17 protein-coding genes and 1 riboswitch are annotated in these 16093 nt (G+C 60.9%); of the genes, 7 read left to right on the top strand and 10 right to left on the bottom strand.

Going from position 1 to position 16093, the window contains the following annotated elements:
• Window positions 1-44: 44 nt before the first annotated feature.
• The 4 genes from CFBP4996_RS07735 to CFBP4996_RS07750 all read right to left on the bottom strand — a co-directional run bounded on the left by CFBP4996_RS07735 (window position 45) and on the right by CFBP4996_RS07750 (window position 3085).
• Entirely contained in the window at window positions 45-1010 is a 966-nt protein-coding gene (locus CFBP4996_RS07735) for an aliphatic sulfonate ABC transporter substrate-binding protein (RefSeq protein WP_080851615.1), read from the bottom strand.
• A 285-nt stretch (window positions 1011-1295) separates the two neighbouring features.
• Window positions 1296-1784 (bottom strand): Lrp/AsnC family transcriptional regulator, encoded by a 489-nt coding sequence (locus tag CFBP4996_RS07740; RefSeq protein WP_003507846.1) that lies wholly within the window; start codon window positions 1782-1784, stop codon window positions 1296-1298.
• 70 nt (window positions 1785-1854) lie between these two features.
• Complete coding sequence (locus CFBP4996_RS07745; protein WP_162935851.1) at window positions 1855-2499, bottom strand: uracil-DNA glycosylase family protein; 645 nt, start codon at window positions 2497-2499, stop codon at window positions 1855-1857.
• Entirely contained in the window at window positions 2492-3085 is a 594-nt protein-coding gene (locus CFBP4996_RS07750) for a thermonuclease family protein (RefSeq protein ID WP_080851613.1), read from the bottom strand. Before CFBP4996_RS07750 ends, CFBP4996_RS07745 begins: the two co-directional genes overlap by 8 nt.
• A 108-nt stretch (window positions 3086-3193) precedes the next feature.
• Between CFBP4996_RS07750 and pdhS2 the strand changes: the two genes are divergently transcribed.
• The gene (pdhS2, locus tag CFBP4996_RS07755; RefSeq protein WP_035262217.1) at window positions 3194-4729 is read left to right on the top strand and encodes a two-component system sensor histidine kinase PdhS2; all 1536 of its coding nucleotides are present in this window, start codon (window positions 3194-3196) and stop codon (window positions 4727-4729) included.
• A 60-nt stretch (window positions 4730-4789) separates the two neighbouring features.
• Here pdhS2 and CFBP4996_RS07760 read toward each other — a convergent pair whose 3' ends face one another.
• Both CFBP4996_RS07760 and cobT read right to left on the bottom strand, forming a co-directional pair.
• Window positions 4790-5194: a diacylglycerol kinase gene (locus CFBP4996_RS07760; RefSeq protein WP_080851612.1), complete on the bottom strand. Its 405-nt coding sequence runs from the start codon at window positions 5192-5194 to the stop codon at window positions 4790-4792.
• 8 nt (window positions 5195-5202) lie between these two features.
• A complete protein-coding gene (cobT, locus tag CFBP4996_RS07765; protein ID WP_003522166.1) occupies window positions 5203-6237 on the bottom strand; it encodes a nicotinate-nucleotide--dimethylbenzimidazole phosphoribosyltransferase in 1035 nt (344 codons plus the stop codon).
• Window positions 6238-6389: 152 nt separating this feature from the next.
• On the opposite strand from cobT, the gene CFBP4996_RS07770 reads away from it, so the two are divergent.
• The 4 genes from CFBP4996_RS07770 to ribB all read left to right on the top strand — a co-directional run bounded on the left by CFBP4996_RS07770 (window position 6390) and on the right by ribB (window position 9161).
• Entirely contained in the window at window positions 6390-7175 is a 786-nt protein-coding gene (locus CFBP4996_RS07770; RefSeq protein WP_080853135.1) for an adenosylcobinamide-GDP ribazoletransferase, read from the top strand.
• A 19-nt stretch (window positions 7176-7194) separates the two neighbouring features.
• Complete coding sequence (locus CFBP4996_RS07775) at window positions 7195-7386, top strand: DUF1289 domain-containing protein (RefSeq protein ID WP_080851610.1); 192 nt, start codon at window positions 7195-7197, stop codon at window positions 7384-7386.
• Complete coding sequence (locus CFBP4996_RS07780; protein WP_003522163.1) at window positions 7383-8090, top strand: TIGR02281 family clan AA aspartic protease; 708 nt, start codon at window positions 7383-7385, stop codon at window positions 8088-8090. Before CFBP4996_RS07775 ends, CFBP4996_RS07780 begins: the two co-directional genes overlap by 4 nt.
• Window positions 8091-8248: 158 nt before the next feature.
• Window positions 8249-8399, top strand: a riboswitch (FMN riboswitch).
• A 120-nt stretch (window positions 8400-8519) separates the two neighbouring features.
• A complete protein-coding gene (gene ribB / locus CFBP4996_RS07785; protein WP_080851608.1) occupies window positions 8520-9161 on the top strand; it encodes a 3,4-dihydroxy-2-butanone-4-phosphate synthase in 642 nt (213 codons plus the stop codon).
• 274 nt (window positions 9162-9435) lie between these two features.
• On the opposite strand, the gene CFBP4996_RS07790 is transcribed toward ribB, so the two are convergent.
• The 4 genes from CFBP4996_RS07790 to CFBP4996_RS07805 all read right to left on the bottom strand — a co-directional run bounded on the left by CFBP4996_RS07790 (window position 9436) and on the right by CFBP4996_RS07805 (window position 13880).
• Window positions 9436-10224 carry an SDR family oxidoreductase gene (locus CFBP4996_RS07790; protein WP_035262232.1) on the bottom strand — a complete coding sequence of 263 codons (789 nt, stop codon included), beginning with the start codon at window positions 10222-10224 and terminating at the stop codon, window positions 9436-9438.
• A 14-nt stretch (window positions 10225-10238) separates the two neighbouring features.
• A complete protein-coding gene (locus CFBP4996_RS07795; protein ID WP_080851605.1) occupies window positions 10239-11717 on the bottom strand; it encodes a sugar ABC transporter ATP-binding protein in 1479 nt (492 codons plus the stop codon).
• Window positions 11718-11835: 118 nt separating this feature from the next.
• The gene (locus CFBP4996_RS07800; protein ID WP_035262239.1) at window positions 11836-12765 is read right to left on the bottom strand and encodes a sugar ABC transporter substrate-binding protein; all 930 of its coding nucleotides are present in this window, start codon (window positions 12763-12765) and stop codon (window positions 11836-11838) included.
• Between the two features lie 134 nt (window positions 12766-12899).
• Window positions 12900-13880, bottom strand: coding sequence for an ABC transporter permease (locus CFBP4996_RS07805; protein WP_065655910.1), 981 nt, complete (start codon window positions 13878-13880; stop codon window positions 12900-12902).
• A gap of 440 nt (window positions 13881-14320) precedes the next feature.
• Here CFBP4996_RS07805 and CFBP4996_RS07810 point away from each other — a divergent pair, with 440 nt between their 5' ends.
• Window positions 14321-15130 carry a transketolase gene (locus CFBP4996_RS07810; protein WP_080851603.1) on the top strand — a complete coding sequence of 270 codons (810 nt, stop codon included), beginning with the start codon at window positions 14321-14323 and terminating at the stop codon, window positions 15128-15130.
• The gene (locus CFBP4996_RS07815) at window positions 15130-16086 is read left to right on the top strand and encodes a transketolase family protein (RefSeq protein WP_080851601.1); all 957 of its coding nucleotides are present in this window, start codon (window positions 15130-15132) and stop codon (window positions 16084-16086) included. The genes CFBP4996_RS07810 and CFBP4996_RS07815 overlap by 1 nt, the downstream gene beginning before the upstream one ends.
• Window positions 16087-16093 lie beyond the last annotated feature (7 nt).

Below are 16093 nucleotides of genomic sequence, written 5' to 3' on the forward strand. Positions count from 1 at the left end.
CAACACCCGCCAGCGGGTTGAAGAGACTCATCTTTCCGGCCCGCTCAGCTCGCCTTCGGTCGCCAGACGATATCCGCCACGTTGAGTTTCTTCGGCACGATCTTCAGATCGTAGAACTCATCCGCAAGCGCCTGCTGATAGGCGATGGCCTCATCCGGAACCAGCGAAACCCGCCCGAGATCGGCGCCCGGGCGTGTCAGCGAGACCTTGGTGACATCCTCGGGAACGCCGGTGATCGACGCCAGCGACTTTGCCGTTGCATCGATATTGGCCTGCGCTTTCGCACCCACATTCGCCAGTTCCTTGAGGATCAACGGCACGAGATCGGGATTGGCCTCCACGAAATCGCCATTGGCAAGGAAATAGCTCCACGGATCGACGATGCCTTCGGCGGTCGAAAGAACCCGCGTCGTCGGCTCTTTTTCCGCCACGGCAAAATAAGGATCCCAGATCGACCAGGCATCGATGCTGCCGCTACGGAAGGCGGCCGCCGCATCCGGTGGGGCAAGATCGACCGGCGTAATGTCGTTCAACGTCAACCCTGCCTTTCGCAACGCCTTGACGGTGACATTATGCGCGCTGGAGCCGCGCTTGAAGGCGACCTTCCTGCCTTTCAGGTCTTCCAGCGTCTTCAGCGGCGAATCCTTCTGCACAAGGATGGCCGATCCGCCGGCCGCCGCTTTGTAAGTGCCCACATAACGCAGATTACCGCCCGCAGCCTGCGCGAAAAGCGGCGGCACATCGCCGGTCGGCCCTATATCCAGCGCGCCGGCACCCAGCGCTTCGAGAAGCGGCGGCCCGGAGGAGAATTCCGACCATTTGACCTCGATGCCGCGATCCTTCAGCAACGCTTCGAGCGCGCCCTGGCTTTTCGCGAGCGCTATCACGCCATTCTTCTGCCAGCCAATCCGCAATGTGGTGGTTGCGGCACTTGCCCGCCGGATATGCGGCAGAAACACCGCCCCGGTCGCACCTGCAATCAGTCCCAATGCTCCGCGTCGTGTAAGCATATGGATATCCCTCGCTATTCCATCCTTCGACAGTAAAAGCGTAGATATTCGAGAGATTTTATCAAAATCGCAGTTTGCGCGGAGACAGCGCCGGGAGAATTGAATGTGCGAATTTGCCACGATGGGCGGAATAGAATTGTCGTGCCCCGGCGGCGGCTACCGGATGGACCTTCCGGCTGGATCAGCCCTTGGCGGGCAAGATCGGCGAGAAAAACGACCCGCAAATGAAAATGCCCTCCCCGGCAACCGGAAAGGGCATTGGTCGAAAAACTGACCGGCGGCGGATTACTCCTCGCCGGATTTCGGATTGTCCAGCAGCATGTAGTCGAGCGGCAGCTCGGTCGTATATTTGATCTGCTCCATCGCGAAGGCGGAGGACACGTCGCGAATTTCGATCTTGGCGATCATGCGCTTGTAGAAGGCGTCATAGGCCGCAATATCAGGCACGACGACGCGCAGCAGATAATCGACATCGCCGCTCATACGGTAAAATTCGACGACTTCCGGAAACTCGGAAACCACCTCGGAGAAACGCTTCAGCCATTCGATGGAATGGGAGGCGGTGCGGATGGAGACGAAAACCGTGACCTTGGTGTTGACCTTGACCGGATCGAGCAGCGCCACGCGCCGGCGAATAACGCCGTCTTCCTCCATTTTCTGGATACGCCGCCAACAGGGCGTCGTGGAAAGGCCGACCTTTTTCGCCAGATCGGCAACGGCCAGCGTGGAATCCTCTTGCAGAATGCGCAAAATCTTACGGTCTAGGCGATCCAATGCGTCTATCCTCCTGAATTAATTTCCTTTCAATACACTAATTTTTGCAGAAAAACAGAAAATTGTTTCACTAAAGCCGCATTTCCACATGTTGTCGCAGAACCGGCAGCAGTTCCTCCGTGAACCATGGGTTCTTTTTCAGCCAGCCGGTATTGCGCCAGCTTGGATGCGGCAGGGGAAAAATGCCGGGGCCGGAATTGGCATGGAGAAAGCCGCGCCAGTCCTGCACCGTTTCCGTCATGGTTTTGCGCCGCCTTTCACCCAGATGAAAAGCCTGTGCATATTGGCCAATGGCGAGGATCAGCTCCACCTGCGGCATCGCCATTATGACCCGCTCACGCCATTGCGGCGCGCATTCGCGCCGGGGCGGCAGGTCGCTGCCCTTGTCGTCATAACCGGGAAAACAGAAACCCATGGGCACGATGGCGAAACGATCCGGATCGTAGAACGTCTGCCGGTCGACGTTCAGCCATTGGCGCAGCCTGTCGCCCGAGGCATCGTTGAATGGCAGCCCTGTTTCATGCACGCGAAGCCCCGGCGCCTGCCCAGCAATCAGGATGCGCGCCTTGGTCGACATGACGACCACCGGCCGGGGTTCGTGCGGCAGGCGATCGGCCATTCCCCTGAGCGGCTTGTCGCGACAGAGACGACAGCCGGCGATTTCGCCGCGTAATGCGTCCAGCCCGTCATCACGCACCGGCACTAGCTTAACCATGATCCCACCCCAGAAGATGACGGACAATGGTGAGGAAACCCGCCGCCGGCGTTTCCAGATCCGCGGCACGGTGTTCCCGCCGCCATTGCGACGGTTTCTCGAATTCTCCCGCCCAGATGCCCAGTGCCTGCCTGCGCGCCGCCGCCTGTTCGCTGGAGAACTGGAAATAACCGGATGCGACGGCAAAACCCGCCGACACCATTTCCGATGAGACATCCCTGCCGCCGGCGGAACAATAAACCAGCAGCCGCCCGTAACGGTCCCTGGAACTCCCGGAACAGGAGAAATCCTCAGCCCCGGCCAGCCTTTGCAGGACACGGCGTGCCTCCTCACCGCACGGCCAGCTTTCGCTGCCGCGCAGGCATGTCTGCGCAAGCTCCGGCGCATCGATGCCAAGCAGTCGGAAACGTTCCTCACCCTTCGACAGCGTATCGCCATCGATCACGAAGAAGCGGCCGCTATAGGTTTCGCTGTTGATCTGGTCGAGCTTGGCCGCGATCAGAATGCCGAGAAAAACCGTGGCGAGAAAAAGCCCGCCATCGCGAAATGCCGAAAGCCGCCTGCCCTTGCCTCCATTTCGTCTCATGTAACAACAAACCCTTGTCAGAAATGGCAAACAAATCCTTTCACGGCAGCATCTTCTTAAGATTTTGCGCGTAGTCTGCAAGGGTTCATGTCACCCTGCGTTGTAACAATGAGTAAAAGCGTCAGCACGTCCACCGACAAGATCATCGTCGACCGGTCGAAAAAGCATCGCAACAAGGCGGTCTTCGACACGGTGAAGACGACGCGTGAACGCCTGCAGCAGGGGGCCGGCGCAAGCGACGCCTATGAACGCGAAATGCTGACCATGCACATCGCCGAAACCCTGCAGGGCGCGATGATCATGCCGCTTTTCATCCTGCTCGCCTCCATCATCGGCCTTTATATAACCCGCGACATCAGCCTGATCATCTGGTCGCTGATTGCGCTGAGCTTCCACGCCTTTTCCCTGCTCTTGGCCAAGCGGGCGGCAAAACAGGAAATCACGGCCGACAATCTTCAGCACTGGAAAAGTCTCTTCCTCGGCATGCAGATCCTCATCGGCTGCGCCTGGGCGATGTTTGCGCTGGCCGAGCCGGTGCGCAACGACCCGACGCTCGTGCTTTTCTTCAAGGGCTCGACGCTGCTGATCGCGCTTTCGCTCACCGCCATGGCCAATTTCATGCTGCGGCGGGCGACCTTCATGACCTTTTTGCCGGTGCTGGCGGCTCTCTGCATGACCTCGGCCATTTCGCGCAATCCTTTCGATGTCGGTCTCGCGCTGATGTTCGGCATGGCCATCCTCTTCTGTCATCGCATCACCAGCCGCCTTTACCAGACCAGCATCAAGCTCCTCTCCTCGCAGACGGAAAAGGACGACCTGATCGCCGAACTCGAAGTCGCGAACTCGGTGTCCGACGAGGCACGGCGGCGCGCGGAAGAAGCCAATCTGGCGAAATCGCGCTTTCTCGCCTCCATGTCGCACGAGCTGCGCACCCCACTCAACGCCATTCTCGGTTTCTCCGAGGTCATGTCCTCGGAAGTGCTCGGCCCGCTCAACAATCCGCTCTACAAGGAATATTCCGGCGATATCCATCGCTCCGGCCAGCATCTGCTTGATCTCATCAACGAAATCCTCGACCTGTCGCGCATCGAGGCCGGCCGCTACGACCTGAACGAAGAAGCGATCTCGATGCTGGAAATTGCCGAGGATTGCATCGGCATGATCCAGCTTCGCGCCCGCGCCAAGAACATCAAAATTTCCCAGCAGTTCGAAAACAGCCTGCCGCAGGTGTGGGCCGATGAAAAATCCATCCGTCAGGTCATCCTCAACCTGCTGTCCAACGCCGTGAAATTCACGCCGCAGGGCGGTGAAATCCTTGTGAAAGCCGGCTGGACGGCGGGCGGCGGCCAATATGTCTCGATCAGGGATAACGGTCCCGGCATTCCCGAGGACGAAATTCCCGTGGTGCTGTCCGCCTTCGGTCAGGGATCGATCGCGATCAAGAGCGCCGAACAGGGAACCGGCCTTGGCCTGCCCATCGTTCAGGCGATCCTCGCCAAGCATGACGGCCAGTTTATCCTGAAATCGAAACTGCGCGAGGGCACCGAAGGCATCGCCATCCTGCCGGCCAAACGTGTGCTGCAAAGCCTGCCGGCCGTGGAAGAAACCCACGCCATCCAGCCGCGCCGCCGGTCCTTCGCTTAGGGCACTTCCAGGAAAAGTGGCCCCGGTTTTCCGTCCGGAAATGCCTTGAGGCTAACAACTTCAGAAGAACAGCGTCGTTACCAGCGAATACAGCACGAAAAATCCGTTCGCCATCAACAGGCAGAAGACGGCAAAGGAGCCGAGGTCCTTGGCGTGCCGCCCGACCGAGGAAATTTCCGGCGAAATGCGATCCACCAGCTCTTCGATGGCGGTATTGAGCGCCTCCACCGAAAACAGCAACAGCATCAGCACCGTAAAGACGAGAAGATGCGCAAAGGGTGCGCCGACGACCAGAAGCAGGGCAAGCCCGACGCCGAAGGCGAGAACCTCATGCCGGAACGCCGCTTCCAGCCACAGCCGGCCAAGCCCCTGCACGGAATAGCGCGCGGCGGCAAAAAGATGCCGCCAGCCTTTTTCCTTGCGAAAGGCGGGTTCCGGTTGCTTCTTTTGCGGCGTCACGTCCATCTTCGGCCTCAATGGTCGGTGCGGGAGCTGATGCGGGTGTCCACACCCGCCGCTTCGAATGTCGCCATGCCGGAATGGCAGGCGGCGGCGGCCTTGACGATGCCGGCGGCAAGCGCTGCCCCCGTGCCTTCGCCCAGCCGCATGCCAAGCGCCAGAAGCGGCGTCTTGCCGAGCTTTTCGATGGCGGCCAGATGGCCCGGCTCACCCGAGACATGGCCGATCAGGCAATGGTCGAGCGCCGCAGGATTGGCAGCCTTGAGGAGAGCGGCAGCGGCCGTCGCCACATAACCGTCGATCAGCACGGGAATGCGCTGCACACGGGCGGCAAGGATGGCGCCGGCAATCGCTGCGATTTCGCGTCCGCCGAGACGGCGCATGATCTCCAGCGGATCGGACAGATGATCCTTGTGGAACTCCACCGCTGCCTTCACCGCCGCGATCTTGCGGGCCATGACTTCGCCTTCCGAACCGGTGCCCGGACCGGTCCATTCTTCCGCCGTGCCGCCATAAAGCGCGAGATTGATCGCCGCCGCAATGGTGGTGTTGCCGATGCCCATTTCGCCGACGCAGAGAAGATCGGTGCCACCGGCAATCGCCTCCATGCCGAAGGCCATGGTGGCGGCGCAGTCGCGCTCAGAAAGCGCCGGCTCGCAGGTGATGTCGCCGGTCGGGTAATCGAGCGCCAGATCGAAAATCTTCAGGCCAAGATCGTTTGCAACGCAGATCTGGTTGATCGCCGCACCGCCTGCCGCGAAATTTTCCACCATCTGTTGGGTCACGGATGTCGGATAGGGTGTAACGCCATGACGGGTGACGCCATGATTGCCGGCGAAGATCGCCACCAGCGGGCGGGTGACGGCCGGAGAACGGCCGGACCAGGCAGCCAGCCACATGGCGATTTCTTCGAGGCGTCCGAGCGAACCGGCAGGCTTGGTCAGCTGCGCATTGCGCTCCTTGGCCGCCACAAGCGCATGCGTGTCCGGGCCGGGAAGCTCGCGCAGCAGCGCGCGGAAATCGTCGAAGGGCAATCCGCTCATGCTCATGATATCTGTCTTTCTCGTCGTCGGGTTGGCTGTCGCATCGGCTCATGCGTCCGGAACTTGTGTTTTCCGGCAAATCGGTCTTTGTTGCGCCTCTCATAATCGCGGATGCGCCGCGGAACAACCGGAAATGCAGCGACTGCAACGGAGAGAGCATGAAGGCCGGGGATTTTATAACAGATGTCATGCATTCCCTCGCCTTTCTGAGCCGCCTGCCCATTCCCTCGCGGTTTTTCGATGATGCCGACGGCGTGTCGATGCGCCGCACCGCCCGCGCCTTTCCCGCCGCCGGCCTGCTGATCGCCCTGCCCGCCGCTTTCCTTATTGTGGTTTTCGCAGCCTTCGACGCCTCTCCGCAGCTTACCGGCTGGCTCGTCATCGGCCTGACGGCGCTCATCACGGGCGCGCTGCATGAAGACGGCCTGGCCGACATGGCCGACGGTTTCGGCAGCGGCAAGGAGAAGGCCCGCATGCTTGAGATCATGAAGGACAGCCGCATCGGCAGCTATGGCACGATTGCCATGATCCTGTCCTTTGCGCTTCGCGCCACCGCACTCGCCTCGCTCATTGAGACGCTGCCGGCAAAGACCGCCGCCGCCACCCTGATCGCCGCGCTTGTCCTGAGCCGTGCCCTGATGGTGTGGCACTGGCAATCCCTGCCCGCCGCCAAAACCTCCGGCATCGCCGCCGGCGCCGGTCAGCCGGGCACAAGCGAGCGCAACATCGCGCTGGTGATCGGGCTACTGCTTTTCACACTCTTCACGCTGCACGCGCTGCCGCTTCTGTCGATTGCCCTTGTGCTGGCGGCAGCCTTTCTGGCAGCCGTCCTTTTCGGCAAGCTCTGCGACAGGAAGATCGGCGGCCATACCGGCGACACCATCGGCGCCTGCCAGCAGATCACGGAGATCGTGATTCTCATCGCCCTTGCCCTTGCGGCCTGACAGCCTGATATAAATCATCATGGAAACACCCTGCATTCATATCTGCCGCCTCGATGAAACCGGCAGCCTCTGCATCGGCTGCGGGCGAACGCTGGATGAAATCGGCGGCTGGGCGGGATATAGCGACGCGAAGCGCCGCGAAATCATGCGGTTGCTGCCGCAAAGACTGGCAAACCTGCCCGAGACCGCCAAGGAGACGCATACCGCATGAACAGGCTGACCATCGTTCTCCTCCTGCTGGCCGTCGGCCTTGGCCTGCTTCTCATCAATCACGACGGCGGCCGAACGCTCGGCATCGATAACGATCAATTCGCCCACGTGCTTTATCTTCTGCCCATTGCGGGCCTATTATCGGCCGGCATTCTGGCGGGAAGACGCGGCAGCCTCAGTACCGTCATCCGCCAGCTCGCCGTCTGGCTCGTCATCATTCTCGGCCTCGTCTCGCTCTATCTCTATCGCTACGACCTGCAATCTTTCGGCGACCGGCTGCTGGGCGGCCTGATGCCCGGCCGCGCCGTGGTGGTGACGACGGCTGGCGGCGAACAGGAAATCGTCCTGCATAAATCGATGAGCGGCCATTTCGAGGCAAATGTCGGCGTCGAGGGCAAGACGATCCACATGCTGGTCGATACCGGTGCAAGCTCGGTGGTCCTCGCCAATGCGGATGCGACCGCAATCGGCATCGACACCGCAAATCTCCGCTATACCGTTCCGGTGATGACCGCGAATGGCCGCACGGCGGCAGCCCCCGTCACCCTGTCGGAAATCAGCATTGGCCCGATCATGCGACGCAACATCCCCGCCCTCGTCGCGCAGGATGGCCAATTGGGCCAGAGCCTGCTCGGCATGAGCTTCCTGTCGACGCTCGGTTCGCTGCAGATGCAGACCGATGAATTGCGGTTACGGGATCGGTAAACTCAGTCCCTTGCGATTCACTTTCCGGGTTCATACGAGCTGTCGGCCCCGGAAAGGAAATACCCCGTTGCGACCGCGATCGGGATATTCTTTTCGCGCACAAGGGCAACGGCAGGCCATTGCCCCTTGATTCCTTCCCATTTGATAATTTATGTTGGTTCCGTTCTCAGGGCGGGGTGCAATTCCCCACCGGCGGTATCGGGATTTTTCCCGGAGCCCGCGAGCGCTTCCGGTCTCCAAAGCCGGAAGGTCAGCAGATCCGGTGAGAGGCCGGAGCCGACGGTATAGTCCGGATGGAAGAGGACAAGGCATAGGACGCCCGCGCGTGAGCGGGCTTCGCATTGCATTGTTCGCCCAAGGGATATTTGGCGCTTCTCGAAGCGCGAAAATGCCGCAAAACGGCATAACCCTTGAAAGGCTTGAAAGAAAATGACCATTGCTAAAATTGAAGACGCGATCGAAGCCATTTCCCGTGGCGAGATGGTGATTGTGGTTGACGACGAAGACCGCGAAAATGAAGGCGATATCATCGCCGCCTCCGACAGCATTACCCCACAGCAGATCGCCTTCATGATGAACCATGCGCGCGGGCTGATCTGCGTCGCCATGCCGGGCGAGCGTCTCGATGCGCTCGACATTCCGCTGATGGTGTCGCGCAATACCGAATCCCTCAAGACGGCCTTCACCGTCTCGGTGGACTATATTCCGGGCACCACAACAGGTATTTCCGCCGCCGACCGCGCAAAGACCGTGCGCGCGCTGGTATCGGAAGAATCGCGCCCGGAAGATTTCGCCCGCCCCGGCCACATCTTCCCGCTGCGCGCCAACCCGCAGGGCGTTCTCGGCCGCACCGGCCACACCGAAGCAGCCGTGGACCTCTGCCGCCTCGCCGGCAAATATCCCTGCGGCACCATCTGCGAAGTCGCCAATGACGACGGCACCATGGCCCGCCTGCCCCAGCTCGAAGTCTTCGCCGAACGCCACGGTCTGCTGGTCGTGACGATCAAGGACCTCGTTGCTTACCTCAAGGGCGAGGTTGTCGAGGATGTGTTGCAGAAGCAGGTTGCTTGATCTGCTGCTCGTGGTGTGAATACGAAAACGCCCGGCGCAAGCCGGGCGTGATGCTTGTGAAACCGTCTGGCTTCTCCTCTTCCGTCATGCCGGACTTGATCCGGCATCCAGCCACGGCGCGTCTGCGCCGTGAAAAGAGTCTTTTGCGATCAAAGACTTGATCGCGCTGGACCCCGGATCAAGTCCGGGGTGACGGAGGAAAAAAGCCGCGTCAACCTGGCCCATAGGTCTGGCGCGCCCTATCGTCCACCTCAACGCTACCGCGTCGAAAACCCTACCAGCAGCAGAAACCGCCATCCACCAGCAAATCCACACCCGTCACGAAGCTCGCGGCATCCGACAGCAGGAAGATCGCCGGCCCAACCATCTCATCCACGCCCGCCATGCGCTGCATCGGCGTTTGCTCTTCGAACAGCTTCGTCTGGTGCACCATTTCCGGCCGCGTATTCATCGGCGTCGCCGTATAACCCGGCGAGATGGTGTTGACGCGGATGCCGCGACCCACCCACTCCATCGCCATGGATTTCGACATGTGGATGACGCCAGCCTTCGAGGCATTATAGTGGCACTGCATCAGCCCGCGATTGACGATGACGCCCGACATGGAGGCGATGTTGACGATTGCGCCGCGTCCGTTCTTCAGCATGGCATTGGCCTCCGCCTGGCAGGAGAGGAAAACGCCCTTCAGATTGATATCCATCATCGTCTGAAACTGGCTTTCCTCCATCTCCTCGGCCGGATTGGCGTTGGCGATGCCGGCCGCATTGACGGCGAGCGATAGCGCGCCAAGCTCGGCTTCAGTACGCGCAACCGCATCGGTCAGCGCCTCTTTGCTGGTCACATCAGCCGCGATCTGGATCGACTTGCGCCCGGCTTTGGCGATGAAATCGGCCGTCTGCGCCAGACCGTCATCGGTGCGGCGATCAAGCAGCGCGACATTGGCACCGGATTGTGCGAGCCCCATGGCGATCCGCTGGCCGATGCCGGAGCCGGCGCCGGTGACGAGCGCCACCTGACCGGAAAGATCGAACAGTTTCGGCGCGTTGAGCGTGATGGTAGACATCGGTATTTCCTTCTTCAGATGGTTGCCAGTTCCATGACCGAGACGTCGTTTGCTTCGTCCCGGTTGAGGATGCCGGCCTGTTTTCCCTGCGCAAGCACGAGGATGCGGTTCGAAACGCCCAGCACCTCCTCGAGATCGGAGCTGACGACGATCACGGCCACGCCGTCTTTCGCCAGACCGACAATGATATCGTAAATGCCCGCCCGCGCGCCGACATCGATGCCGCGGGTCGGCTCGTCCAGCACCACCACGCGCGGATTGCGGGCAAGCCATTTGGCAATGACCACCTTCTGCTGGTTGCCGCCGGAAAGATCCGATGCCGGCTGTTCGCTGCGGCCCTTCACCCCGAATTTGGCGATTGCCTCCCTGGTGAAGGCACGCTTGATGCGTGGCGTGATCCAGCCGGTGCCGACGCGGTCGAGATTGGCATAGATCAGGTTTTCGCCGATCTCGTGCTCCACCACCAGCCCCTGCAATTTGCGGTCTTCCGGCACCATGACGATGCCCTTGGCGATGGCGTCCGCCGGGCTTTTCAGCGTCAGCACCTTGCCATCCAGCAGAACCTCACCCGCACTCGTCGGATCGGCGCCGGAAATGGCTCGCACCAGCTCGGTGCGTCCCGCGCCGATAAGACCGGCAATGCCAAGGATTTCACCGGCGCGGACACCGAAGCTGATGTCGCGGAAGGCATTGTCCGCGCCGGTCAGCCCTTTCACTTCCAGCACCATCTTGTCCTGCGGCTCCGGCAGCGTCGGGAACAGGCGTTCCAGCGAACGGCCGACCATGCTTTCGACGATGGTGCGCACCGGCGTCGCGCTATCGGCAAATTCATGCACCCGCTCGCCATCGCGCAACACGACGATGCGGTCGGTGATCTGTTTGATCTCTTCCATGCGGTGGGAAATATAGATGATGCCCACGCCCTCGGCGCGCAGCTTGCGCACCTGCTCGAACAGCGCCTGCGTTTCCGCGCCGCCAAGTGCCGCCGTCGGCTCGTCGAGGATCAGAAGTTTGGCGTCCAGCGCCAGCGCCTTGGCGATTTCGATCAGCTGCTGGTTGGCGGTCGAAAGGCCGGCCACCTTGCGGGTTGCGGGAATGTGGAGGTTGAGGCGCGCCAATTGCTGCTGGGCTCTGCGCACCATCTCGGCGCGGTCGACAACGCCGTTCTTCATCGGCCAGCGGCCAATGAACACGTTTTCGGCGATGGAAAGCTCCGGCAGAAGCTTCAATTCCTGATGGATGAGGACGATGCCCTTGTCGATCGCCTCTCGCGGCGAAGACGGCGCATAGGGTTGCCCGAGCCATGTCATCGTGCCTTCGGACGGTTCACGCGAACCGGCGATGATGCCTGACAGCGTGGATTTGCCCGCGCCGTTTTCACCCAGCAGGGCCACCACTTCGCCGGGATAAACGTCGAGATCGACGTTTTTCAGGACCTCGAGCGGACCGTAACGTTTGCTGATGCCACGGAGCGAAAGAACCGGCTCGCGCATGACGGGACCTCCCAGGACACGATCGCGGCAGAGATACGCCACAGCCTTGTGTCCAAATTGCATAGAGACAAACCAATGAGAGCCCCGCGCATCCCATCGGAGGCGCGGGGCGGATGCATCAGGGATGGTTGGCGATGAAGCCTTCGACATTTTCCTTGGTGGTCAGCGTCGCATCGGAAAGCTGCACGGCCGGAACCTTCTCGCCGCCGACGATCTTGACGGCCATCTCGACAGCCGTGCGGCCCATCTTCTGGGTCTGCTGTGTTGCGGTCACGTCGAAGACGCCGTTCTTCAGCGCCTCAAGCGCCGCCGTATCGCCATCGAAGCCGCCGACGACGATCTTCTGCGAGGGATTGGCGACCTTGATCGCCTGCGCCGCGCCGAGCGCCAGACCGTCGGCCTGCGCAAAGACGATGGAAACGTCAGGATTGGCCTGCAGCATGTTCTGCATGATCTGGAAGCCTTCGTCCTGGCTCCACATGTTGGACCACTGTTCGGCAACGATCTTCACGCCGGAATTGGCCTTCACCGATTCCATGCAGCCCTTGGTGCGGTCCACTTCCGGTGTCGTGCCCTTCTGGCCGTGGATGATGACCATCTTGCCCGAACCGCCGGCCTGCTTGATGATGTAATCGCAAACCGCCTTGGCGGAGGCGACGGAATCGGTGGCGAGGAAGGTATCGCCCGGCGCGCCATCGGCATTGCGGTCGATGTTGATGACCGGAACGCCGGCGGCCTTGGCAAGCTTCACCGGAACGGTCGCGGCAGCGGCACCGGCCGGAATATAGATCAGCGCATCGATATTCTGGGTCAGCAGATCCTGGATCTGGTTGACCTGTGTCGGGCCGTCGCCCTTGGCGTCGACGGTGACGACGGCAATGCCGCGCGTCTTGGCTTCGGCTTCAACGGCCTGCTTGATCTGGTTGAAGAAGTTCGCCTGCAGATTGGCGACGGCAAGGCCGATCTTCTTGACTTCGGCGGCATTGGCAGAGCCGAGCGACAGGGCGAGAAGGGCGGCGGATGTCAGCAGAATGCGTGAAAATTTCATGATTATTCCTCCATTTGTTGATTGTTGACCTTCGGGCAGATCGAACCTCCTCCCCTCCGGCCGTTTATTTCACGCCTCCCCAATAAGGAGGGTCGTTTATTGCGCGGACGGCTCAGCACCGCCCGCAGGCAAATTCAGCTTCTGCGGCGGCGCAATGTTTCAGCGCCAACGGCCAGCACGATGACGACACCGATGATGACCTGCTGGAGAAAGGGAGAGACGTTGAGCAGGTTGAGGCCGTTGCGCAGCACGCCGATGATCAGCACGCCAATCAGCGTTCCGCCGATGCCGCCCGCACCGCCCGAAAGCGAGGTTCCGCCGATGACGACGGCCGCAATCGTATCCAGCTCGTAACCGAAGCCGCTTGAGGGCTGCACGGAGTCGAGACGTGCCGCAAGAACGATGCCGGCAAGACCGGCAAGAACCGCGCAGGCGACATAAACGCAGATCGTCACCAGCGGCACATTGATACCGGCAAGGCGCGCCACTTCCGGGTTACCGCCGACCGCATAGACCGTGCGGCCTTCCGAACGGAAGCGCAGGAACAGCCAGGAAACCAGAACGACGACAAGCATCAGAAGCACGGTCGCTGTCAGCACGCCGAAATGGCGGTCGATTGCCAGCATCATGAACCAGTCAGGGAAACCGACGATCTGCTGTCCATCGGTGATCATATTGGCGAGACCGCGCGCCACCGACATCATCGCCAGCGTGGCGATGAAGGCCGGCACCCGAAAAGCCGTAACCAGAATACCGACCACGAGGCCGCAGGCGGCGGACGCGATCAGAGCCAGCACGATGGCCATACCCATCGGCATGCCCGCGACATTGGCCGTCCAGCCCATGATCATCATCGACAGCGCCAAAACCGAGCCGACAGACAGATCGATGCCACCAAGCAGGATCACAAAGGTCATGCCGACGGCCATGATGCCGAGAACGGTGATCTGGTCGAGAATGTTGAGCCCATTGCGCAGCGACAGGAAATTCTCGCTGGCGAAGGTCAGAAACACGCAGAGCAGCAGCAGGCCCAAAAGAGGTCCGGTCGCACCGCTCAACCAGGCAAGCGGGCTCCTGGTGTGCGTGACCCCCTCATTGCGTTCAATCGCGGACATGGCTCCTCCCGGTGACTGTCTTGCATTTTTTAAACCGATTAGAATAATTATTCATCATCGGTGAAACATGCATAAGCCAGTTTCGAGAAGCTTGTCAATAGGGTGTTAATGGCGGGACAGACCCTGCGGAGGATGGGATGGCTGGCGACTTACGCTCCCGCCCTCATTCCTGTGCTCGTCACAGGAATCCAGCAGACGCGCGTCTGCGCGGCGGAAAGACTCCTTTCAGCCCAAGGACTTGGGCTGGCTGGATCCCTGTGACAAGCACAGGGATGAGGACGCCGCGAATACCCTTCCCCATGAAAAATTCAGCGACACCGGAACGGAGCGGCTTGGGCCGAAACAACACAATTCGCAATTCCGGCTTGACAGAAACGCCATCTCTGCAATTATATAAATAGCTGTATAAATATTCACACGCATGTTTTGAAGAGGATTCCATGCAGTCCCAGGAGCTAGAGCGCATTGCGCGCCAGATTCGCCTTCGCGACGTACAAGCCGTTTTCGAAGCGGGTGCGGGCCATGTCGGCGGCGAAATGTCTGCTATCGACATCATGACGGCCCTTTATTTCCGCGTCCTGCGCATCTGGCCGGATGATCCGAAGAACCCTGCCCGCGACCGTTTCGTGCTTTCCAAGGGCCATACGGCCTGCGCGCTGTATGTGACGCTCGCCAAGCGCGGCTTCATCCCGGAAGAGGAAATCTCGACCTTCCTGCAGCCGAATTCGCGCCTTAACGGCCACCCGAACTGTAACAAGGTGCCAGGCGTCGAAACCAATACCGGCCCGCTCGGCCATGGATTGCCCGTCGCCGTCGGCATGGCCAAGGCGGCCAAGCTTTCCGGCGCGGATTACCACACCTATGTCATGACCGGCGACGGCGAGATGCAGGAAGGCTCCAACTGGGAAGCCATCATGTCCGCCGCACAGTTCGGCCTGAACAACCTGACGCTGATCGTCGATCACAATCGTTTCCAGCAGGGTGCGGCGCTTTCGGAAACCAACGATGTCGCACCGCTTCGCCCGAAGCTCGAGGCTTTCGGCTGGGAAGTCAGCGAAATCAACGGCAATGCCATGGCGGAAGTCGTGCCGGCGCTGGAGCATCGCGGCGACCGCCCGCATTGCATCGTCGCCCACACCAACAAGGGTCATGGCATTTCTTTCATGCAGGACCGCGTCGACTGGCACCATAAGGTTCCGAGCAAGGAACAGTACGAAATTGCCGTCAAAGAACTTTCGGAGGCATTGTGATGAACGCGCCCGTAACCGCCGCCAAGCTTTATGACTGCCGCGACGCCTTCGCCGAAACGCTGGAGGCGCTGGCCGCCGGCAATGACAAGGTCGTCGCCGTCTGCAACGATTCGGTCGGCTCCTCGAAACTCGGCGGCTTCAAGTCGAAATTCCCCGAGCGCCTCGTGAATGTCGGCATTGCCGAACAGAATATGGTCGGCGTCGGCGCGGGTCTCGCCAATGGCGGCCAGCTACCCTTCGTCTGCGGCGCATCCTGCTTCCTCACCGGCCGCGCGCTGGAGCAGATCAAGGCCGACCTCGCTTACTCCAACGCCAATGTGAAGCTGATCGGCATATCCTCGGGCATGGCCTATGGCGAACTCGGCCCGACGCATCATTCCATCGAGGATTTCGCCTGGACCCGCGTTCTGCCCAACCTGCCGGTCATCGCCCCCTGCGACCGCATCGAGACGGCCGCCGCCGTCAAATGGGCGGCGGACTATGCCGGCCCCTGCTTCCTGCGGCTGTCGCGCGTCGGCGTGCCGGATCTGCTGCCGGAAGGCCATGTCTTCGAACTCGGCCGCGCCAATCTGCTGCGCGAGGGCTCCGATGTGACGCTGATCGCCAACGGTACGCTGACGCATCGCATCGTCAAGGCCGCCGACATTCTGGCAAGCCGTGGCGTCAGGGCGCGTGTGCTGAACATGGCGACCGTGCGTCCCATCGATGAGGCGGCCATCGTCGCTGCTGCGAAGGAAACCGGCGCGATCCTGACGGCCGAGGAACATTCGATCTTCGGCGGCCTCGGCTCCGCCATTGCCGAAGTCGTGGTCGAACAGGCCCCGGTGCCAATGAAGCGCCTCGGCGTCCCCGGCGTCTTCGCCCATACCGGTTCGGCCGAATGGCTGCTGGATGAATTCGGCATGGCGCCTGCCGCCATTGCGGATGCGGCCGAAGCGCTGATCAAGAGAAAATAAAGTCTCC

Source organism: Agrobacterium leguminum (assembly GCF_005144435.2).
Lineage (GTDB): Bacteria > Pseudomonadota > Alphaproteobacteria > Rhizobiales > Rhizobiaceae > Agrobacterium > Agrobacterium leguminum.